This is a genomic window from Cellulophaga tyrosinoxydans (assembly GCF_900176415.1).
Taxonomy (GTDB): domain Bacteria; phylum Bacteroidota; class Bacteroidia; order Flavobacteriales; family Flavobacteriaceae; genus Cellulophaga; species Cellulophaga tyrosinoxydans.
The window spans coordinates 277,843-293,432 of the sequence record NZ_FWXO01000003.1; the positions used below are offsets into that span (position 1 = coordinate 277,843).

Consider the following 15,590-nt stretch of genomic DNA (forward strand, 5'->3'; position numbering starts at 1 on the left):
GTCCATCAATCATTTCTATTTCAAGATAATTATTTAATTCTGCATTTTGTTAAAAAACAAAATAATATTCAAAAAAAAAGCCTTTCTTTTAAAAGAAAGGCTTTTTAAGTAAATTATAAATTACTTTATTTTAAATGCTTTTTCCTGAGGATAATAAGCCATGCTACCAAGTTCTTCTTCAATTCTTAATAGTTGGTTATATTTAGCCATTCTATCAGATCTAGAAGCCGAACCTGTTTTTATTTGCCCTGTATTCAATGCTACAGCAAGGTCAGCAATAGTATTATCTTCTGTTTCTCCTGAACGGTGAGACATTACTGAGGTATAACCAGCATTTTTAGCCATGTTAACTGCAGCAATAGTTTCTGATAATGTACCTATTTGGTTTACTTTAATCAAGATAGAATTTGCAATACCTTTCTCAATACCTTTAGACAAACGTTCTACGTTAGTAACAAATAAATCATCACCAACTAATTGAACTTTATTTCCAACTTTATCAGTTAACGATTTCCATCCATCCCAATCATTTTCATCCATACCATCTTCGATAGAGATAATTGGATACTTACCTGCCAAATCAGCCAAATATTGCGCCTGTTCTTCAGAAGTTCTTACAACACCTTTATCACCCTCAAATTTGGTGTAATCGTATTTTCCATTTACATAAAACTCAGCAGCGGCACAATCTAAAGCAATCATAACATCATCACCTAATTTATAACCAGCCTTATCTACTGCTTTTGCAATAGTATCTAATGCATCTTCAGTACCCCCAGCTAAATTTGGAGCAAAACCACCTTCATCACCAACAGCTGTGCTTAACCCTCTATCATGTAATACCTTTTTTAAATTGTGGAATATTTCAGTACCCATCTGCATTGCATGAGAAAACGATTTTGCTTTTACAGGCATAATCATAAATTCTTGAAAAGCGATTGGTGCATCAGAATGCGAACCACCATTAATTATATTCATCATAGGAACTGGCAATGTATTTGCACTAACACCACCTACATAACGATATAAAGGCATACCTAATTCTTCTGCCGCAGCTTTTGCGACAGCTAAAGAAACTCCAAGAATTGCGTTAGCACCTAATTTAGATTTATTTGGCGTACCGTCTAATTCGATCATTGTTTGATCAATTAAGTTTTGTTCGAACACAGACATTCCAATTATTTCTTCAGCAATATCGGTATTAACATTAGCCACTGCTTTTGTTACTCCTTTGCCCATAAAAGCCTTTCCTCCATCTCGAAGTTCAACCGCTTCATGTTCTCCAGTCGATGCTCCAGATGGAACTGCAGCTCTACCCATTACACCATTCTCAGTAACCACATCAACTTCTACCGTAGGATTACCTCTTGAATCTAAAATTTGTCTTGCATGAATGCTAATTATAATACTCATATATTTTTATTTGATTTTTGATATTGAAACACAGCAAATATACAAAAGTAAGCTGTTAGAAAATCGCTACAAACCCTGAAAAACTGTGACAAATATGCATTATTTTAACTATAACGTTTTAGTTTACTTTAGTTTGTATCATTTTGAAAAAATCGTCAAAAAGATAGTCTGCATCATGAGGTCCAGGACTTGCTTCTGGGTGATATTGTACAGAAAAAACGTTCTTATTCTTCATTCGAATACCAGCAACAGTTTTATCATTTAAATGAACATGCGTTATTTCAATTTCAGGATGTTCTTCTGTCTCTTTTCTATTAATTGCAAATCCGTGATTTTGAGAAGTTATTTCTCCCTTTCCAGAAATTAAATTTATAACAGGATGATTAATTCCTCTATGCCCATTATGCATTTTATAAGTAGAAATACCATTTGCTAGTGCTATTACCTGATGCCCTAAACAGATGCCAAAAAGCGGTTCATCTGCCTTAATAATATCTTTAGCCGTGGCAATAGCATCTTTTAATGGCTCTGGATCTCCTGGACCGTTAGAAATGAAGTACCCATCCGGATTAAAATCTTGCATTTCTTTGAATGTAGAATTATAGGGATATACTTTTATGTAAGCACCTCTTTTAGCAAGATTTCGCAATATATTCTTTTTGATACCGATATCTAAAGCAGAAATTTTAATTGGTGCATTAACATCTCCATAATAATAGGGTTCTTTGGTGGAAACTTGTGAAGCTAATTCCAAACCTTCCATGCTTGGAACAATTTTTAATTTCTTTTTTAACTCTTCAATATTATCAACATCTGTAGAAATCACAGCATTCATTGCTCCATTGTCTCGAATATAGCTTACTAGCGCTCGAGTATCTACATCAGAAATTGCAAATAAATTGTTTTTATCTAGAAAATCTTCTAAACTTAAATCAGCAATTGATCTTGAAAAATTATAACTAAAATTTTTACAAATTAGACCTGAAATTTTTACGGAGTCTGATTCAATTTCTTCTTTATTTGTGCCATAGTTACCAATATGCGCATTGGTTGTTACCATTAGCTGTCCAAAATAAGATGGATCGGTGAAAATCTCTTGATAACCAGTCATACCTGTATTGAAACATACTTCTCCAAAGGCGGTGCCATCTTTGTCACCAACTGCCTTTCCGTAAAAAATAGTTCCGTCTGCTAATAAAATAAGGGCTTTCTTTCTAGTTTGATATTTCATCTCTGTTATTGAATTGTTTATATAAAATTATCGCTTAGTTTAATTATTTAAATAGTATTGTAAAAAGTAAATACTTTCTTAACATCCACTATATTATTGTATTTCAACCTGTTATCTTTAACGTAAGTATTTACTTTAGTTCTTTTACTTTCATCTATGAGATTTAATATTGATTTTTTATTCAATTTAAACTCAATAAGCTCATTATTCAAACTTTTCAAATAAAACTTACTATCAATAAAAACTTTTTTAGGTTCTAAAATTGTATTAGTTGTGGCGTGTACTTTGGCCTTTTCCTCTTTTAGATAAAACTCTTGCAAAACGTCACCGTGTTTTTCCAAAGAAACTAATTCCAAAAAAAAAGTGTCATTATAATTAATATAAGTCTTATTATTTATGCTAACTTTTTTTAAATTATAAAAAGTAAAAACTGAATCATTAGACATTTTTGTCGCAAATTTAGATTCGGAAGTATTGAAATTTATATTATCTAATTCAATTGAATTTTTACTACCAATAAGAGTTAAGATAGCATTATTACTCCATGAATCAAATAAATATATTTTACTCATATCAACTCCATTAGTTGGGGAAATAAATGCAGAAATGGTTCCACCACCTCCACCACCTTCAGAAAGAGAACTTGACCTTACAAAGGACTGTGACACACTATGAAGTGTGATAAAACATGTAAATAATACCATTAAATTTCTCATACTTTCAAATTATGTTTAAAATTAGGTAAAAAAAAAGGATAAGTTTTTCAACTTATCCTTTTTCTTATATTTTAAAACTACTTCCATTCTATTCCTCTGAACTTTCTGGTTGTGCAGTTTCTTTATTTGTCTCAGCAACTGGTGCATCAGATTTTTTTGCTCTACTTCTTCTAGTAGTTTTCTTCGCTGGTGTTTTTGATGCGTTGTATAATTCGTTAAAATCTACCAACTCTATCATTGCCATATCAGCATTATCTCCTAAACGAGTTCCAAGCTTAATAATTCTTGTGTAACCACCTGGACGATCAGCAACCTTTTCAGCAACTTGGCCAAACAATTCTGTTACAGCATATTTATCTCTAAGATTTTTAAAGACAATACGTCTGTTATGAGTTCCTTTATCAGCAGTCTGATTATTCTCAGCTTTTGATTTAGTAATCAATGGCTCAATAAATTGCTTTAAAGCTTTCGCTTTTGCAACAGTAGTATTTATTCTTTTGTGCTCAATTAGGGAACAAGCCATATTTGCAAGCATTGCAGTTCTATGCGCTTTTTTTCTACCTAAATGATTAACTTTTTTACCGTGTCTCATTATTTTTTTATTATCATCTTGCTACCAAACCACGTTCGTAACGCGGGAGCAAAATATGATTATTTAATCCTTATCTAATTTATATTTTGACAAATCCATTCCAAAGCTTAAACCTTTGTTGATTACTAGCTCTTCTAATTCTGTTAATGACTTTTTACCAAAGTTTCTAAACTTCATTAAATCATTTTTATTAAAAGAAACTAAATCTCCAAGAGTATCAACTTCAGCAGCTTTCAAACAATTTAGAGCACGAACAGAAAGGTCCATATCCACTAATTTTGTTTTTAATAACTGACGCATATGCAATGATTCTTCATCGTAAGTTTCAGTCTGTGCAATTTCATCAGCTTCTAATGTTATACGCTCATCTGAGAATAACATAAAGTGGTGAATCAAAACTTTAGCACCTTCCGTTAAAGCATCCTTTGGTGTAATAGAACCATCAGATTCTATTTCGAAAACTAACTTTTCGTAATCTGTTTTTTGCTCTACACGAAAGTTCTCTATACTATATTTTACGTTTTTTATTGGTGTAAAAATAGAATCGATTGCGATCGTACCCAATGGAGCGCCAGACTTTTTATTTTCTTCAGCAGGTACGTAACCTCTTCCTTTTTCAATTACTAATTCCATATTGAAATTAACTTTAGCATCCATATTACAGATAACTAAATCAGGATTTAATACTTGAAAACCAGAGATAAATTTTTGAAAATCTCCAGCTGTAAGTTGATTTTTACCACTTACTGAAACAGAAACAGTTTCTGTATCTACATCTTCGATTTGTCTTTTAAAACGAACTTGCTTTAAGTTTAGAATAATTTCTGTTACATCTTCTACAATTCCAGATATCACAGAAAATTCATGCTCAACCTTATCAATTCTTACCGATGTAATAGCAAAACCTTCCAAAGACGAAAGCAATACTCTTCTTAATGCGTTCCCAACAGTCAATCCATAACCAGGTTCCAAAGGGCGGAATTCAAACTTCCCTTCGAAATCTGTTGAATCAATCATTATAACTTTATCGGGTTTTTGGAAATTAAATAATGCCATAATTGGATCAGTGTTGTTTTATTTAGAGTATAACTCGACGATTAATTGTTCTTTGATATTCTCAGGAATCTGAAGTCTTTCAGGCACAGAAACAAACGTACCTTCCATTTTTGCAGTATTCCAGGTAATCCATTCATAAACACTGCTACTAGCAGCTAATGAATCTTGTATAGATGAAATTGATTTTGATTTTTCTCTAACCCCTACAACATCTCCAGCTTTTAAAGTATAAGAAGGTATGTTAACCAATTCTCCATTTACTGTAATGTGTCTGTGAGAAACTAATTGTCTCGCTCCACTTCTAGAGTTAGAAATTCCCATTCTGTAAACTACGTTGTCTAAACGACATTCACATAATTGAAGTAAAATTTCACCAGTAACACCTTCTTTTCTTTTTGCTGAAGCAAATATGTTTCTGAATTGTTTTTCTAAAATACCATAGGTATATTTAGCTTTTTGCTTTTCCATTAACTGGACAGCATATTCAGATTTTTTTCCACGACGTCTTGCATTACCGTGTTGCCCTGGAGGGAAATTTCTTTTTTCGAAAGATTTATCATCTCCGAATATTGCTTCGCCAAATTTACGAGCAATCTTTGTTTTTGGTCCTGTATATCTTGCCATTTTCTTTTTATTTGAAAGTATGATTATGAATTAAGGCTTATCCTTCGATAATCGTATCAATACTTTCTGTGAAACATCCTTTTTAGTGGACTATTTATTAATTAATTATACTCTTCTTCTTTTAGGAGGTCTACATCCGTTATGTGGCATTGGAGTAACGTCGATAATTTCAGTTACTTCTATACCTGCATTATGTAAAGATCTAATCGCAGATTCTCTTCCGTTTCCTGGACCTTTTACATAAACTTTCACCTTTCTCAAACCAGCTTCATGCGCTACTTTAGCACAATCTTCTGATGCTACTTGTGCAGCATAAGGTGTATTCTTTTTAGAACCTCTGAAGCCCATTTTTCCAGCCGATGACCATGAAATAACGTCTCCTTTTTTGTTTGTCAAAGAAATGATAATATTATTAAAAGAGGCTGTAACGTGAGCTTCACCTACAGACTCAACAATAACTTTACGTTTCTTTGTTACTTTTGTATTTGACTTTGCCATATTTTTTTAGTTTCTAGTTGTTAGTTCTTAGTTATTGGAATCCTAGACTTTTACATTTCAAGCAGATTCTTCTAACGTCCAAATACTAATTGACTACTGTCTAGTTATTATTTAGTTGCCTTTTTCTTGTTAGCAACTGTTTTTCTTTTACCTTTTCTTGTTCTAGAATTATTCTTGGTTCTTTGTCCTCTTAAAGGAAGACCAGATCTATGACGAATACCTCTGTAACAACCAATATCCATTAAACGTTTAATGTTTAATTGAGTTTCAGAACGAAGCTCACCTTCTATGGTGAAAGCCGCAACTGCCTCACGGATACGACTAATTTCATCGTCATTCCAATCAGACACTTTTGTATCTTCACTCACTTGGGCATTTGCTAAAATTTCTTTAGCTCTACTATTACCTATTCCGAAGATATAAGTAAGCGCAATTACCCCTCTTTTCTGTTTTGGTATATCAACACCTGCAATTCTTGCCATAACTACCCTTGTCTTTGTTTAAATCTAGGATTCTTTTTGTTTATTACGTACAATCTACCTTTTCTGCGAACAATTTTGCAGTCGGCACTTCTTTTCTTTAATGATGCTCTTACTTTCATCCTATTATCTTAATATCTATATGTAATTCGTGCTTTACTCAGATCATAAGGACTCATTTCTAATTTCACCTTATCACCCGGTAATAATTTAATATAATGCATACGCATTTTACCAGAAATATGCGCTGTAACAACATGTCCGTTTTCTAACTCTACACGAAACATGGCATTTGATAATGCTTCGATTATGCTACCATCTTGCTCTATTGCTGATTGTTTAGCCATAACTTATGCTACTTTTCTATTTTTACCCGTTTTCATTAAGCCATCATAATGACGGTTTAATAAATAAGAATTTACTTGTTGTACTGTATCTATAGCAACACCTACCATAATTAATAGTGATGTACCTCCATAAAACATTGCCCATCCTGCCTGAACATCCATAAGCTTTACTACTATTGCCGGCAATACAGCCAACAAAGCTAAGAAAACCGATCCAGGTAATGTTATTAATGACATAATTTTATCTAAGAAATCACCTGTTTCCGCACCTGGTCTAATTCCAGGAATAAAACCGCCACTTCTTTTTAAATCATCTGCCATTTTATTTGTAGGAACTGTAATCGCTGTATAGAAGTATGTAAACACAATGATTAAAAATGCAAATAATAAATTATATGCTAAACCAAATATATCTTGAAACTGAACTTCTAACCACTGACCCCATGCCGTTTCATTAAACGTCTGACCAATCAAACCTGGTGCAAACATAATTGCCTGAGCAAATATTATCGGCATAACCCCAGAAGCATTAAGTTTCAATGGGATATACTGTCTAGTTCCCATTGCATCTTTCTCATAACCTCCAGAAGCAGATCTTCTTGCATACTGAACAGGTATCTGTCTTGTAGCCATTACTAATAATACACTAAGCAATATAACCACAAACCAAATAATTACTTCTATTAAAACCAACATTGGACCACCAGTACCATTCCATCTAGAAATAGCTTCTTGAGCAAAAGACTGAGGTAAAGTTGCAATAATACCCACCATAATTAATAGTGAAATACCATTTCCAATTCCCTTATCAGTAATCTTCTCACCTAACCACATTGCGAACACTGTACCTGTTACTAAAATAATAACAGCTGGCACCATAAAATCTAAACCTTTACCTAATAAAAAGGCACTATCTGGAACTCCAAACTGACTTAATCCTAATAAATAAGTAGGTGCTTGAAGTATACATATACCAATAGTTAACCATCTTGTTATTTGGTTAATGGTTTTTCTACCACTTTCACCTTCCTTTTGAAGTTTCTGTAAGTAAGGAATTGCTATCCCCATTAATTGAACAACAATTGATGCAGATATATATGGCATAATACCTAACGCAAAAACAGATGCCTTAGCAAAAGCTCCACCTGTAAATGCATTTAATATACCAAATATTCCATTTTCTGTACCTGAAGATAATGCTCCTAATTGTGCGGTATCAATACCCGGAAGTGCTATTTGTGCTCCAAATCTATAAACTAATAACAAACCAAGTGTTACAAGGATTCTCCCTTTTAACTCTTCAATCTTCCAAATATTAGATAATGTCTCGAAAAATTTCTTCATAGTATACTTCTTATAAACTTATTGCTTCGCCACCCGCAGCCTCAATAGCAGCTTTAGCAGTAGCAGTAAATTTATGTGCTGATATTTTTAAAGATGCTTTTAATTCACCTCCACCTAAAATTTTAACTAAATCAGATTTACCAGCCAATCTATTTTCAACTAATACGTCGAACGAAACAGTATCTTTTACTATACCATTATCAACTAAAAGTTGCAATTTATCCAGATTAATTCCTGTATACTCTTTTCTATTAATGTTTGTAAAACCAAACTTAGGAACACGTCTTTGTAATGGCATTTGACCACCTTCAAAACCTATCTTTTTAGAATATCCAGATCTAGATTTAGCACCTTTATGACCTCTAGTAGCAGTACCACCTTTTCCTGAACCTTGTCCACGTCCAACAACTTTACCTGCACGATGTGTAGCCCCTTCAGCTGGTTTTAAACTATTTAAATTCATCTTTATATATTTTTAAGCTTCCTCAGTTGAAACTAAGTGATTAACTTTAGCAATCATTCCCAATACACTTGGAGTATTATCATGCTCTACAACTTGTCCTAATTTTCTTAAACCAAGCGCCTCAAGAGTTCTCTTTTGGATCTGAGGCTTTTTTATAGCACTCTTAACTTGTTTTACTTTAATTTTTGCCATAATTCCTTTTATTTATCCCTTAAACACTTTCTCAAGAGAAATTCCTCTTTGAATAGCAACAGTTTTAGCATCTCTAATTTGCAATAACGCATCAAATGTAGCTTTAACAACATTATGTGGGTTAGATGAACCTTGAGATTTAGATAATACATCATGTACTCCTACAGCCTCAAGTACCGCTCTAACAGCACCACCAGCAATTACTCCAGTACCATGAGATGCAGGTTGAATATAAACCCTTGCACCACCAAATTTACCTTTTTGTTCGTGAGGTATAGTACCTTTATTTAAAGGAATTCTAACTAAATTCTTTTTAGCATCTTCAATTGCCTTAGCAATAGCAGTAGCAACTTCTTTAGATTTTCCTAAACCTTGACCAACTACTCCATTTTCATCACCTACAACAACTATAGCAGAAAAACCAAATGCTCTACCACCTTTTGTTACTTTCGTTACTCTTTGTACACCAACCAAACGATCTTTTAATTCAAGACCTCCTGGTTTAACAACTTCTACGTTTCTGTATTTCTGGTACATATATAATTAGAATTTAAGTCCTGCTTCTCTAGCTCCTTCAGCTAATGATTTTACTCTTCCGTGATATAAACATCCTCCTCTATCAAAAGCAACAGCTTCAACACCTGCCTTTTTTGCTTTTTCAGCGATAGCTTTCCCAACGAGGTTAGCTATCTCAGATTTTGTTCCCTTTGCACTAGCTATTTCTTTATCTCTAGAAGACGCAGCAACCAAAGTCACTCCATTGTTGTCATCTATAACTTGTACATATATTTCCTTGTTACTTCTGAAAACCGATAATCTTGGTCTTGCAGCAGTTCCGAATGACACCTTACGTATTCTTCTTTTAATACGTTGTCTTCTTTCAGTCTTTGATAATCCCATAATTCTACTTATTATGCTGATTTACCAGCTTTTCTTCTTAATTGTTCTCCAACAAACTTAATTCCTTTTCCTTTGTAAGGTTCTGGCTTACGGAAAGATCTAATTTTAGCCGCAACTTGTCCAACTAATTGTTTATCGAAAGATGTTAATTTAACTATTGGGTTTTTACCTTTTTCTGATATTGTTTCAATTTTCACTTCTGGAGCTAAATCCAAAACAATATTATGTGAAAAACCTAAAGCTAAATCTAATTTTTGACCTTGATTGCTTGCACGGTAACCTACCCCTACAAGTTCCAATTCTTTAGTCCATCCTTTTGATACGCCATCAACCATATTTCTAACCAATGATCTATACAAACCATGTTTAGCTTTATGCTCTTTAGAATCCGAAGGTCTAGTTACATAAACTTTACCATCTTCAACTTTAATTTCAACAGCGCTATATTCTTGGGTTAATTCACCCAATTTACCTTTTACAGTAATTACATTCTCTTTTATCTCAACGGTTACCCCTTCAGGTATCGCTACTGGATTATTACCTATTCTAGACATTTCTTAAATCTTTATAGTATTAATAAACGTAACATAATACTTCACCACCAACTTTTTCTAGCTTAGCCTGCTTGCTTGTCATTACTCCATGTGAAGTTGAAACAATTGCAATACCCAATCCGTTAAGTACTCTTGGTAAATCAGCAGAACCAGCATACTTACGTAATCCTGGCTTACTTATACGCATAATTTTTTTTATTACCGGTTCTTTAGTTAGCTTATCATACTTCAAAGCTATTTTAACCGTTCCTTGAACCTTGTTTGGTTCAAATTTATAACTTAAAATATACCCTTGTTCGAATAATATTTTAGTTATTTCTTTTTTTAAATTAGAAGCAGGAATCTCGACAACTCTGTGTCCAGCTCTACTAGCATTTCTAATTCTTGTTAAATAATCCGAAATTGGATCTGTTACCATATGTATTAAATTGCAGTAACGGTTTTTAGCACTATTGCTAAACCTGAAACCAGTTAATATTCTTTTTTTACCAGCTTGCCTTTTTAACTCCAGGTATTAACCCTTCATTAGCCATTTCTCTAAAAGTAACCCTAGAGATACCAAAAGTTCTCATGTAACCTCTTGGTCTACCAGTTAATTTACATCTGTTGTGTAAACGAATTGGATTTGCATTTCTTGGCAATTTCTGTAAGCCTTCATAGTCTCCAGCTTCTTTCAAAGCTTTTCTCTTTTCAGCATATTTTTCTACAGCCTTTTGTCTTTTAACCTCACGGGCTTTCATTGATTCTTTAGCCATTCTTAATTCTTTTTAAAAGGTAATCCCAATTGAGTTAATAATGATTTAGCCTCTTTATCTGTTTCAGCAGAAGTTACAAAGGTAATATCCATTCCGTTTATTCTATTGATTTTATCAATATTTATCTCAGGAAAAATAATTTGCTCAGTAATACCTAAGTTATAATTACCACGACCATCAAAACCAGTAGCCTTAATGCCTTGAAAATCTCTAACTCTTGGAAGTGCACTAGTAACTAAACGATCAAGAAATTCAAACATTCTATCACCTCTTAGTGTTACTTTACATCCAATTGGCATTCCCTTTCTAAGTTTGAAAGAAGCCACATCCTTTTTAGACATTGTAGCGATAGCCTTTTGACCAGTGATATTAGTAAGTTCTTCAACCGCATGATCAATTAACTTTTTATCAGCAACTGCTGCACCAACACCTCTACTAACTACAATTTTCTCCAATTTAGGAACTTGCATAACATTCTTATACCCAAACTCCTCTTTAAGCGCATCAATAACACGCTCGTTATATTCTGTTTTTAACCTTGTAACGTAAGCCATAACTATATTACTTCATTAGATTTTTTAGAGACTCTCACTTTTTTGCCATCTCTAACTTCATAACCTACTCTTGTAGTGCTACCAGATTTAGCATCAATAAGTGCCAAATTTGAAATATGGATAAGCGCCTCTTTCTTTACGATACCCCCTTGTGGGTTTTTAGCACTAGGCTTTTCATGTTTAGATACTAAATTAGCACCTTCAACTATCGCCTTATTCTTTTCGAAATCGATCTTCATAATCTTACCCTCAACACCACTATGGTCTCCAGCAACGATTCTTACGATATCTCCTACTTTTATTTTTAGCTTTTTCATCTGATTCTAAATGTTATAGCACCTCAGGAGCTAATGATACAATTTTCATGAATTGCTTATCACGAAGTTCTCTTGCCACCGGTCCAAAAACACGTGTTCCTCTCATTTCGCCAGCTGGATTTAAAAGAACACAAGCATTATCGTCAAAACGAATATAAGAACCATCTTGTCTTCTTACTTCCTTTTTTGTTCTAACAACTACCGCAGTTGATACAGCACCTTTTTTAATAGTACCGTTTGGAGTAGCTTCTTTAACAGCCACTACAATTTTATCCCCTACAGATGCATATCTTCTTTTTGTACCACCCAATACTCTAATGGTCAAAACTTCTTTTGCCCCAGTATTATCAGCTACCTTTAATCTTGATTCTTGCTGTAACATAATTATTTAGCTCTTTCAATGATTTCAACTAATCTCCAACACTTAGTTTTACTTAAAGGACGTGTTTCCATTATCCTTACAGTATCCCCAATATTGCAATCGTTTTTTTCATCGTGTGCAACATATTTTTTAGTTCTCAATACGAACTTTCCGTACATAGGGTGCTTTACTCGCTTAACTTCTGAAATCACAATTGACTTCTCCATTTTGTTGCTAGTAACAACGCCTATTCTTTCTTTTCTTAAGTTTCTTTTTTCCATAAAGCAGAACCAGTTATTGGTTTTCCCTTTTAGTTATTTCTGTCGCTAATCTCGCCACTGTTCTTCTCACTTTTCTTATTTGAAGAGGATTCTCCAATGGTGTAACGCTGTGCGCTATTTTCAAATCTGAATGTTGCTTCTTCGCTTCAGCCAATTTAAGACCTAACTCTTCAACAGATAATTCCTTTACTTCTGATTGTTTCATAATTCCTTACAATTAAAAATTAAGCTGAATAATCTCTAGCAACAATAAACTTTGTTTTTACAGGTAATTTCTGTGCCGCAAGACGTAAAGCCTCTTTTGCAATCTCTTGAGATACCCCAGCGATTTCGAACATAATTCTACCAGGTAAAACCACAGCAACAAAATATTCAGGAGCACCTTTACCTTTACCCATACGAACCTCTAGAGGTTTTTTGGTAATAGGCTTGTCTGGAAATATTTTAATCCACATTTGCCCCTCTCTTTTCATATATCTAGTAGCTGCGATACGCGCTGCTTCTATTTGTCTAGACGTAATAAAACTCGTTTCCAAAGATTTTATACCGAACATACCATTTGAAAGTTGGTGACCTCTTCCAGAGATCCCTTTCATTCTACCCTTCTGTGTCTTACGAAACTTGGTTCTTTTTGGTTGTAACATTTTTCTACTTCTTTAAAAATTACTTTCTACGACGTGGCTTTTTGTTACCTTCTTGCTTACCACCTTTTGCATTTTGGGTCTTTTCCATACCAACTAAAGGCGATAAATCTCGTTTACCATAAACCTCACCTTTCATGATCCATACTTTGATACCCAATCTACCATAGGTAGTATGCGCTTCTTGCAAAGCATAATCAATATCTGCTCTAAAAGTAGATAATGGAATTCTTCCTTCTTTATAAGATTCAGAACGAGCCATTTCCGCTCCATTTAAACGTCCAGAAATCTGAACTTTAATACCTTCAGCATTCATACGAATTGCTGCAGCGATTGCCATTTTTATAGCACGTCTAAATGATATTCTATTTTCGATTTGACGAGCAATACTAGCAGCTACTAAATTAGCATCTAATTCTGGTCTCTTAATCTCAAAAATATTTATCTGAACTTCTTTATCAGTAATCTTTTTAAGCTCTTCTTTTAACTTATCAACCTCTTGACCACCTTTACCAATAATGATACCTGGTCTTGCTGTTGTAATTGTTATAGTAATTAGCTTTAAAGTACGCTCAATAATAACTCTTGAAACACTAGCTTTAGCTAAACGAGCATGAACATATTTTCTGATTTTATCATCTTCGGCTAATTTATCGCCGTAATCATTTCCACCATACCAGTTAGACTCCCATCCTCTAATGATGCCTAAACGAATTCCGATTGGATTTGTCTTCTGTCCCATATCTAGCTTTGTACATTGTTGTTAGAATCCAATACTAGTGTAACATGATTGGAACGTTTTCTAATTCTGTGTGCTCTTCCTTGAGGCGCTGGTCTAAGTCTTTTTAACATAGCTCCACCATCTACTCTTATTTCTTTGATAAAAAGATCAGCATCTTCAATACTTGCATCTTCATTCTTAGATTGCCAATTAGCAATTGCAGATAAAAGTAATTTCTCAAGTTTACGAGAAGCTTCTTTTGAATTGAATTTTAAAATAGCTAGTGCCTTTTCAACCTGAACACCTCTAACCAAATCAGCGACTAATCGCATTTTTCTTGGCGAAGTAGGACAGTTATTCAATTTAGCAAAAGCAACTTGCTTTTTTTCTGCCTTTATTCTTTCGGCCATTTGTTTTTTACGAACTCCCATAGCTTACTTTTTACCTTTATTTTTCGAACCACCGTGACCTCTAAAAGATCTTGTTGGTGAAAATTCTCCTAATTTATGACCAACCATATTCTCTGTTACATAAACAGGAACAAATTGTCTACCATTATGTACCGCGATAGTTTGACCTACGAAATCCGGTGTTATCATCGAAGCTCTTGACCATGTTTTAACTACAGCCTTTTTACCAGAATCTATATTCTGTTGAACTTTCTTTTCTAAACTAAAGTGAACGTAAGGTCCTTTTTTTAGTGAACGTGCCATTTCTTTCTACTTTTTATTTCTTTCTACGTTCTAATATATATCTATTTGTAGCCTTAGTCTTAGAACGAGTTCTATAACCTTTTGCAGGTATACCGTTCTTAGATCTTGGGTGACCTCCAGAAGCTCTACCTTCACCACCACCCATTGGGTGATCGACAGGGTTCATCGCTACTGGTCTAGTTCTTGGTCTTCTTCCTAACCATCTGCTTCTACCCGCTTTACCAGATACAAGTAATTGATGATCAGAGTTAGAAACCGCACCTATTGTCGCTAAACATAATACTAGAACTAATCTAGTTTCTCCAGAAGGAAGTTTTACAGTTGCAAACTTTCCATCTCGAGCCATTAATTGAGCAAACGTTCCAGCACTTCTTGCCATTACAGCACCTTGACCTGGACGTAATTCAATACAAGAAATAATAGTACCTAAAGGAATAGCACTTAAAGGAAGCGCGTTACCTATTTCAGGAGCTGCATTTTCTCCAGAAGAAATCTCCTGACCTACTTGCAATCCGTTTTGAGCTATTATATATCTCTTTTCTCCATCAGCATACTTAACTAAAGCAACGAATGCTGTTCTGTTAGGATCATATTGAATTGATTCAATCACACCAGCAACATCTTGCTTGTCTCTTTTGAAATCAATTAAACGATACCTTCTTTTATGACCACCACCCTTATGGCTGATAGTCATTTTTCCTTGACTGTTTCTACCTCCGGACTTTTTTAACGGAGCAAGCAAGCTCTTCTCCGGCTTATCAGTAGTAATCGCGTCGAATCCGTTTACTACTCTAAAACGCTGTCCTGGAGTGATTGGTTTTAATTTTCTAACTGACAT

Annotated in this window: 28 protein-coding genes; all 28 read right to left on the reverse strand. The window is 34.0% G+C overall.

Annotated elements, in window-relative coordinates; all coding sequences use genetic code 11:
• Positions 1-120: 120 nt before the first annotated feature.
• Positions 121-1,413, reverse strand: coding sequence for a phosphopyruvate hydratase (eno, locus tag B8963_RS10785; RefSeq protein WP_084061528.1), 1,293 nt, complete (start codon positions 1,411-1,413; stop codon positions 121-123).
• A 118-nt stretch (positions 1,414-1,531) separates the two neighbouring features.
• On the reverse strand, positions 1,532-2,644 hold the full coding sequence (carA, locus tag B8963_RS10790) for a glutamine-hydrolyzing carbamoyl-phosphate synthase small subunit (protein WP_084061529.1): 1,113 nt from the start codon (positions 2,642-2,644) through the stop codon (positions 1,532-1,534).
• A 47-nt stretch (positions 2,645-2,691) separates the two neighbouring features.
• A complete protein-coding gene (locus tag B8963_RS10795) occupies positions 2,692-3,360 on the reverse strand; it encodes a hypothetical protein (RefSeq protein ID WP_084061530.1) in 669 nt (222 codons plus the stop codon).
• Between the two features lie 88 nt (positions 3,361-3,448).
• Positions 3,449-3,952, reverse strand: coding sequence for a 50S ribosomal protein L17 (gene rplQ, locus B8963_RS10800; protein ID WP_084061531.1), 504 nt, complete (start codon positions 3,950-3,952; stop codon positions 3,449-3,451).
• A gap of 63 nt (positions 3,953-4,015) precedes the next feature.
• Complete coding sequence (locus B8963_RS10805) at positions 4,016-5,008, reverse strand: DNA-directed RNA polymerase subunit alpha (RefSeq protein WP_084061532.1); 993 nt, start codon at positions 5,006-5,008, stop codon at positions 4,016-4,018.
• Between the two features lie 18 nt (positions 5,009-5,026).
• The gene (gene rpsD / locus B8963_RS10810) at positions 5,027-5,632 is read right to left on the reverse strand and encodes a 30S ribosomal protein S4 (RefSeq protein WP_084061533.1); all 606 of its coding nucleotides are present in this window, start codon (positions 5,630-5,632) and stop codon (positions 5,027-5,029) included.
• 105 nt (positions 5,633-5,737) lie between these two features.
• Positions 5,738-6,130, reverse strand: coding sequence for a 30S ribosomal protein S11 (rpsK, locus tag B8963_RS10815; RefSeq protein WP_084061534.1), 393 nt, complete (start codon positions 6,128-6,130; stop codon positions 5,738-5,740).
• A gap of 107 nt (positions 6,131-6,237) precedes the next feature.
• Positions 6,238-6,612, reverse strand: coding sequence for a 30S ribosomal protein S13 (rpsM, locus tag B8963_RS10820; protein ID WP_084061535.1), 375 nt, complete (start codon positions 6,610-6,612; stop codon positions 6,238-6,240).
• Between the two features lie 2 nt (positions 6,613-6,614).
• Positions 6,615-6,731 (reverse strand): type B 50S ribosomal protein L36, encoded by a 117-nt coding sequence (gene ykgO, locus B8963_RS10825; protein WP_010181906.1) that lies wholly within the window; start codon positions 6,729-6,731, stop codon positions 6,615-6,617.
• Positions 6,732-6,740: 9 nt separating this feature from the next.
• On the reverse strand, positions 6,741-6,956 hold the full coding sequence (gene infA, locus B8963_RS10830; RefSeq protein ID WP_013549436.1) for a translation initiation factor IF-1: 216 nt from the start codon (positions 6,954-6,956) through the stop codon (positions 6,741-6,743).
• A gap of 3 nt (positions 6,957-6,959) precedes the next feature.
• Positions 6,960-8,300 carry a preprotein translocase subunit SecY gene (gene secY / locus B8963_RS10835; RefSeq protein WP_084061536.1) on the reverse strand — a complete coding sequence of 447 codons (1,341 nt, stop codon included), beginning with the start codon at positions 8,298-8,300 and terminating at the stop codon, positions 6,960-6,962.
• A gap of 10 nt (positions 8,301-8,310) precedes the next feature.
• Positions 8,311-8,763: a 50S ribosomal protein L15 gene (gene rplO, locus B8963_RS10840; protein WP_084061537.1), complete on the reverse strand. Its 453-nt coding sequence runs from the start codon at positions 8,761-8,763 to the stop codon at positions 8,311-8,313.
• A 12-nt stretch (positions 8,764-8,775) separates the two neighbouring features.
• Complete coding sequence (rpmD, locus tag B8963_RS10845) at positions 8,776-8,955, reverse strand: 50S ribosomal protein L30 (RefSeq protein ID WP_084061538.1); 180 nt, start codon at positions 8,953-8,955, stop codon at positions 8,776-8,778.
• Positions 8,956-8,967: 12 nt separating this feature from the next.
• Positions 8,968-9,492 carry a 30S ribosomal protein S5 gene (gene rpsE, locus B8963_RS10850; RefSeq protein ID WP_084061539.1) on the reverse strand — a complete coding sequence of 175 codons (525 nt, stop codon included), beginning with the start codon at positions 9,490-9,492 and terminating at the stop codon, positions 8,968-8,970.
• 6 nt (positions 9,493-9,498) lie between these two features.
• Positions 9,499-9,855 carry a 50S ribosomal protein L18 gene (rplR, locus tag B8963_RS10855; RefSeq protein ID WP_084061540.1) on the reverse strand — a complete coding sequence of 119 codons (357 nt, stop codon included), beginning with the start codon at positions 9,853-9,855 and terminating at the stop codon, positions 9,499-9,501.
• A gap of 11 nt (positions 9,856-9,866) precedes the next feature.
• On the reverse strand, positions 9,867-10,409 hold the full coding sequence (gene rplF, locus B8963_RS10860) for a 50S ribosomal protein L6 (RefSeq protein ID WP_084061541.1): 543 nt from the start codon (positions 10,407-10,409) through the stop codon (positions 9,867-9,869).
• A 19-nt stretch (positions 10,410-10,428) separates the two neighbouring features.
• Positions 10,429-10,827 (reverse strand): 30S ribosomal protein S8, encoded by a 399-nt coding sequence (gene rpsH, locus B8963_RS10865; protein ID WP_084061542.1) that lies wholly within the window; start codon positions 10,825-10,827, stop codon positions 10,429-10,431.
• A gap of 67 nt (positions 10,828-10,894) precedes the next feature.
• A complete protein-coding gene (gene rpsN / locus B8963_RS10870) occupies positions 10,895-11,164 on the reverse strand; it encodes a 30S ribosomal protein S14 (protein ID WP_084061543.1) in 270 nt (89 codons plus the stop codon).
• A 2-nt stretch (positions 11,165-11,166) separates the two neighbouring features.
• Entirely contained in the window at positions 11,167-11,718 is a 552-nt protein-coding gene (gene rplE, locus B8963_RS10875; protein ID WP_084061544.1) for a 50S ribosomal protein L5, read from the reverse strand.
• A 2-nt stretch (positions 11,719-11,720) separates the two neighbouring features.
• Positions 11,721-12,035, reverse strand: a complete 315-nt coding sequence (gene rplX, locus B8963_RS10880) for a 50S ribosomal protein L24 (RefSeq protein WP_084061545.1) — start codon at positions 12,033-12,035, stop codon at positions 11,721-11,723.
• Between the two features lie 13 nt (positions 12,036-12,048).
• Positions 12,049-12,417, reverse strand: a complete 369-nt coding sequence (gene rplN, locus B8963_RS10885) for a 50S ribosomal protein L14 (protein WP_084061546.1) — start codon at positions 12,415-12,417, stop codon at positions 12,049-12,051.
• 2 nt (positions 12,418-12,419) lie between these two features.
• Positions 12,420-12,677 carry a 30S ribosomal protein S17 gene (gene rpsQ / locus B8963_RS10890; protein WP_084061547.1) on the reverse strand — a complete coding sequence of 86 codons (258 nt, stop codon included), beginning with the start codon at positions 12,675-12,677 and terminating at the stop codon, positions 12,420-12,422.
• 13 nt (positions 12,678-12,690) lie between these two features.
• Positions 12,691-12,882 carry a 50S ribosomal protein L29 gene (gene rpmC / locus B8963_RS10895; protein WP_084061548.1) on the reverse strand — a complete coding sequence of 64 codons (192 nt, stop codon included), beginning with the start codon at positions 12,880-12,882 and terminating at the stop codon, positions 12,691-12,693.
• A gap of 19 nt (positions 12,883-12,901) precedes the next feature.
• A complete protein-coding gene (gene rplP, locus B8963_RS10900; RefSeq protein ID WP_084061549.1) occupies positions 12,902-13,321 on the reverse strand; it encodes a 50S ribosomal protein L16 in 420 nt (139 codons plus the stop codon).
• 19 nt (positions 13,322-13,340) lie between these two features.
• On the reverse strand, positions 13,341-14,060 hold the full coding sequence (gene rpsC, locus B8963_RS10905; RefSeq protein WP_084061550.1) for a 30S ribosomal protein S3: 720 nt from the start codon (positions 14,058-14,060) through the stop codon (positions 13,341-13,343).
• Between the two features lie 2 nt (positions 14,061-14,062).
• Positions 14,063-14,470: a 50S ribosomal protein L22 gene (rplV, locus tag B8963_RS10910; RefSeq protein WP_084061551.1), complete on the reverse strand. Its 408-nt coding sequence runs from the start codon at positions 14,468-14,470 to the stop codon at positions 14,063-14,065.
• Between the two features lie 3 nt (positions 14,471-14,473).
• Entirely contained in the window at positions 14,474-14,752 is a 279-nt protein-coding gene (gene rpsS, locus B8963_RS10915; protein ID WP_084061552.1) for a 30S ribosomal protein S19, read from the reverse strand.
• A gap of 13 nt (positions 14,753-14,765) precedes the next feature.
• Entirely contained in the window at positions 14,766-15,590 is an 825-nt protein-coding gene (gene rplB, locus B8963_RS10920; protein ID WP_084061553.1) for a 50S ribosomal protein L2, read from the reverse strand.

Bases quoted from the DNA above. Each gene is read 5' to 3' on its own strand.
- eno (WP_084061528.1), bottom strand. From the start codon at position 1,413: ATGAGTATTATAATTAGCATTCATGCAAGACAAATTTTAGATTCAAGA.
- carA (WP_084061529.1), bottom strand. From the start codon at position 2,644: ATGAAATATCAAACTAGAAAGAAAGCCCTTATTTTATTAGCAGACGGA.
- B8963_RS10795 (WP_084061530.1), bottom strand. From the start codon at position 3,360: ATGAGAAATTTAATGGTATTATTTACATGTTTTATCACACTTCATAGT.
- rplQ (WP_084061531.1), bottom strand. From the start codon at position 3,952: ATGAGACACGGTAAAAAAGTTAATCATTTAGGTAGAAAAAAAGCGCAT.
- B8963_RS10805 (WP_084061532.1), bottom strand. From the start codon at position 5,008: ATGGCATTATTTAATTTCCAAAAACCCGATAAAGTTATAATGATTGAT.
- rpsD (WP_084061533.1), bottom strand. From the start codon at position 5,632: ATGGCAAGATATACAGGACCAAAAACAAAGATTGCTCGTAAATTTGGC.
- rpsK (WP_084061534.1), bottom strand. From the start codon at position 6,130: ATGGCAAAGTCAAATACAAAAGTAACAAAGAAACGTAAAGTTATTGTT.
- rpsM (WP_084061535.1), bottom strand. From the start codon at position 6,612: ATGGCAAGAATTGCAGGTGTTGATATACCAAAACAGAAAAGAGGGGTA.
- ykgO (WP_010181906.1), bottom strand. From the start codon at position 6,731: ATGAAAGTAAGAGCATCATTAAAGAAAAGAAGTGCCGACTGCAAAATT.
- infA (WP_013549436.1), bottom strand. From the start codon at position 6,956: ATGGCTAAACAATCAGCAATAGAGCAAGATGGTAGCATAATCGAAGCA.
- secY (WP_084061536.1), bottom strand. From the start codon at position 8,300: ATGAAGAAATTTTTCGAGACATTATCTAATATTTGGAAGATTGAAGAG.
- rplO (WP_084061537.1), bottom strand. From the start codon at position 8,763: ATGAATTTAAATAGTTTAAAACCAGCTGAAGGGGCTACACATCGTGCA.
- rpmD (WP_084061538.1), bottom strand. From the start codon at position 8,955: ATGGCAAAAATTAAAGTAAAACAAGTTAAGAGTGCTATAAAAAAGCCT.
- rpsE (WP_084061539.1), bottom strand. From the start codon at position 9,492: ATGTACCAGAAATACAGAAACGTAGAAGTTGTTAAACCAGGAGGTCTT.
- rplR (WP_084061540.1), bottom strand. From the start codon at position 9,855: ATGGGATTATCAAAGACTGAAAGAAGACAACGTATTAAAAGAAGAATA.
- rplF (WP_084061541.1), bottom strand. From the start codon at position 10,409: ATGTCTAGAATAGGTAATAATCCAGTAGCGATACCTGAAGGGGTAACC.
- rpsH (WP_084061542.1), bottom strand. From the start codon at position 10,827: ATGGTAACAGATCCAATTTCGGATTATTTAACAAGAATTAGAAATGCT.
- rpsN (WP_084061543.1), bottom strand. From the start codon at position 11,164: ATGGCTAAAGAATCAATGAAAGCCCGTGAGGTTAAAAGACAAAAGGCT.
- rplE (WP_084061544.1), bottom strand. From the start codon at position 11,718: ATGGCTTACGTTACAAGGTTAAAAACAGAATATAACGAGCGTGTTATT.
- rplX (WP_084061545.1), bottom strand. From the start codon at position 12,035: ATGAAAAAGCTAAAAATAAAAGTAGGAGATATCGTAAGAATCGTTGCT.
- rplN (WP_084061546.1), bottom strand. From the start codon at position 12,417: ATGTTACAGCAAGAATCAAGATTAAAGGTAGCTGATAATACTGGGGCA.
- rpsQ (WP_084061547.1), bottom strand. From the start codon at position 12,677: ATGGAAAAAAGAAACTTAAGAAAAGAAAGAATAGGCGTTGTTACTAGC.
- rpmC (WP_084061548.1), bottom strand. From the start codon at position 12,882: ATGAAACAATCAGAAGTAAAGGAATTATCTGTTGAAGAGTTAGGTCTT.
- rplP (WP_084061549.1), bottom strand. From the start codon at position 13,321: ATGTTACAACCAAAAAGAACCAAGTTTCGTAAGACACAGAAGGGTAGA.
- rpsC (WP_084061550.1), bottom strand. From the start codon at position 14,060: ATGGGACAGAAGACAAATCCAATCGGAATTCGTTTAGGCATCATTAGA.
- rplV (WP_084061551.1), bottom strand. From the start codon at position 14,470: ATGGGAGTTCGTAAAAAACAAATGGCCGAAAGAATAAAGGCAGAAAAA.
- rpsS (WP_084061552.1), bottom strand. From the start codon at position 14,752: ATGGCACGTTCACTAAAAAAAGGACCTTACGTTCACTTTAGTTTAGAA.
- rplB (WP_084061553.1), bottom strand. From the start codon at position 15,590: ATGTCAGTTAGAAAATTAAAACCAATCACTCCAGGACAGCGTTTTAGA.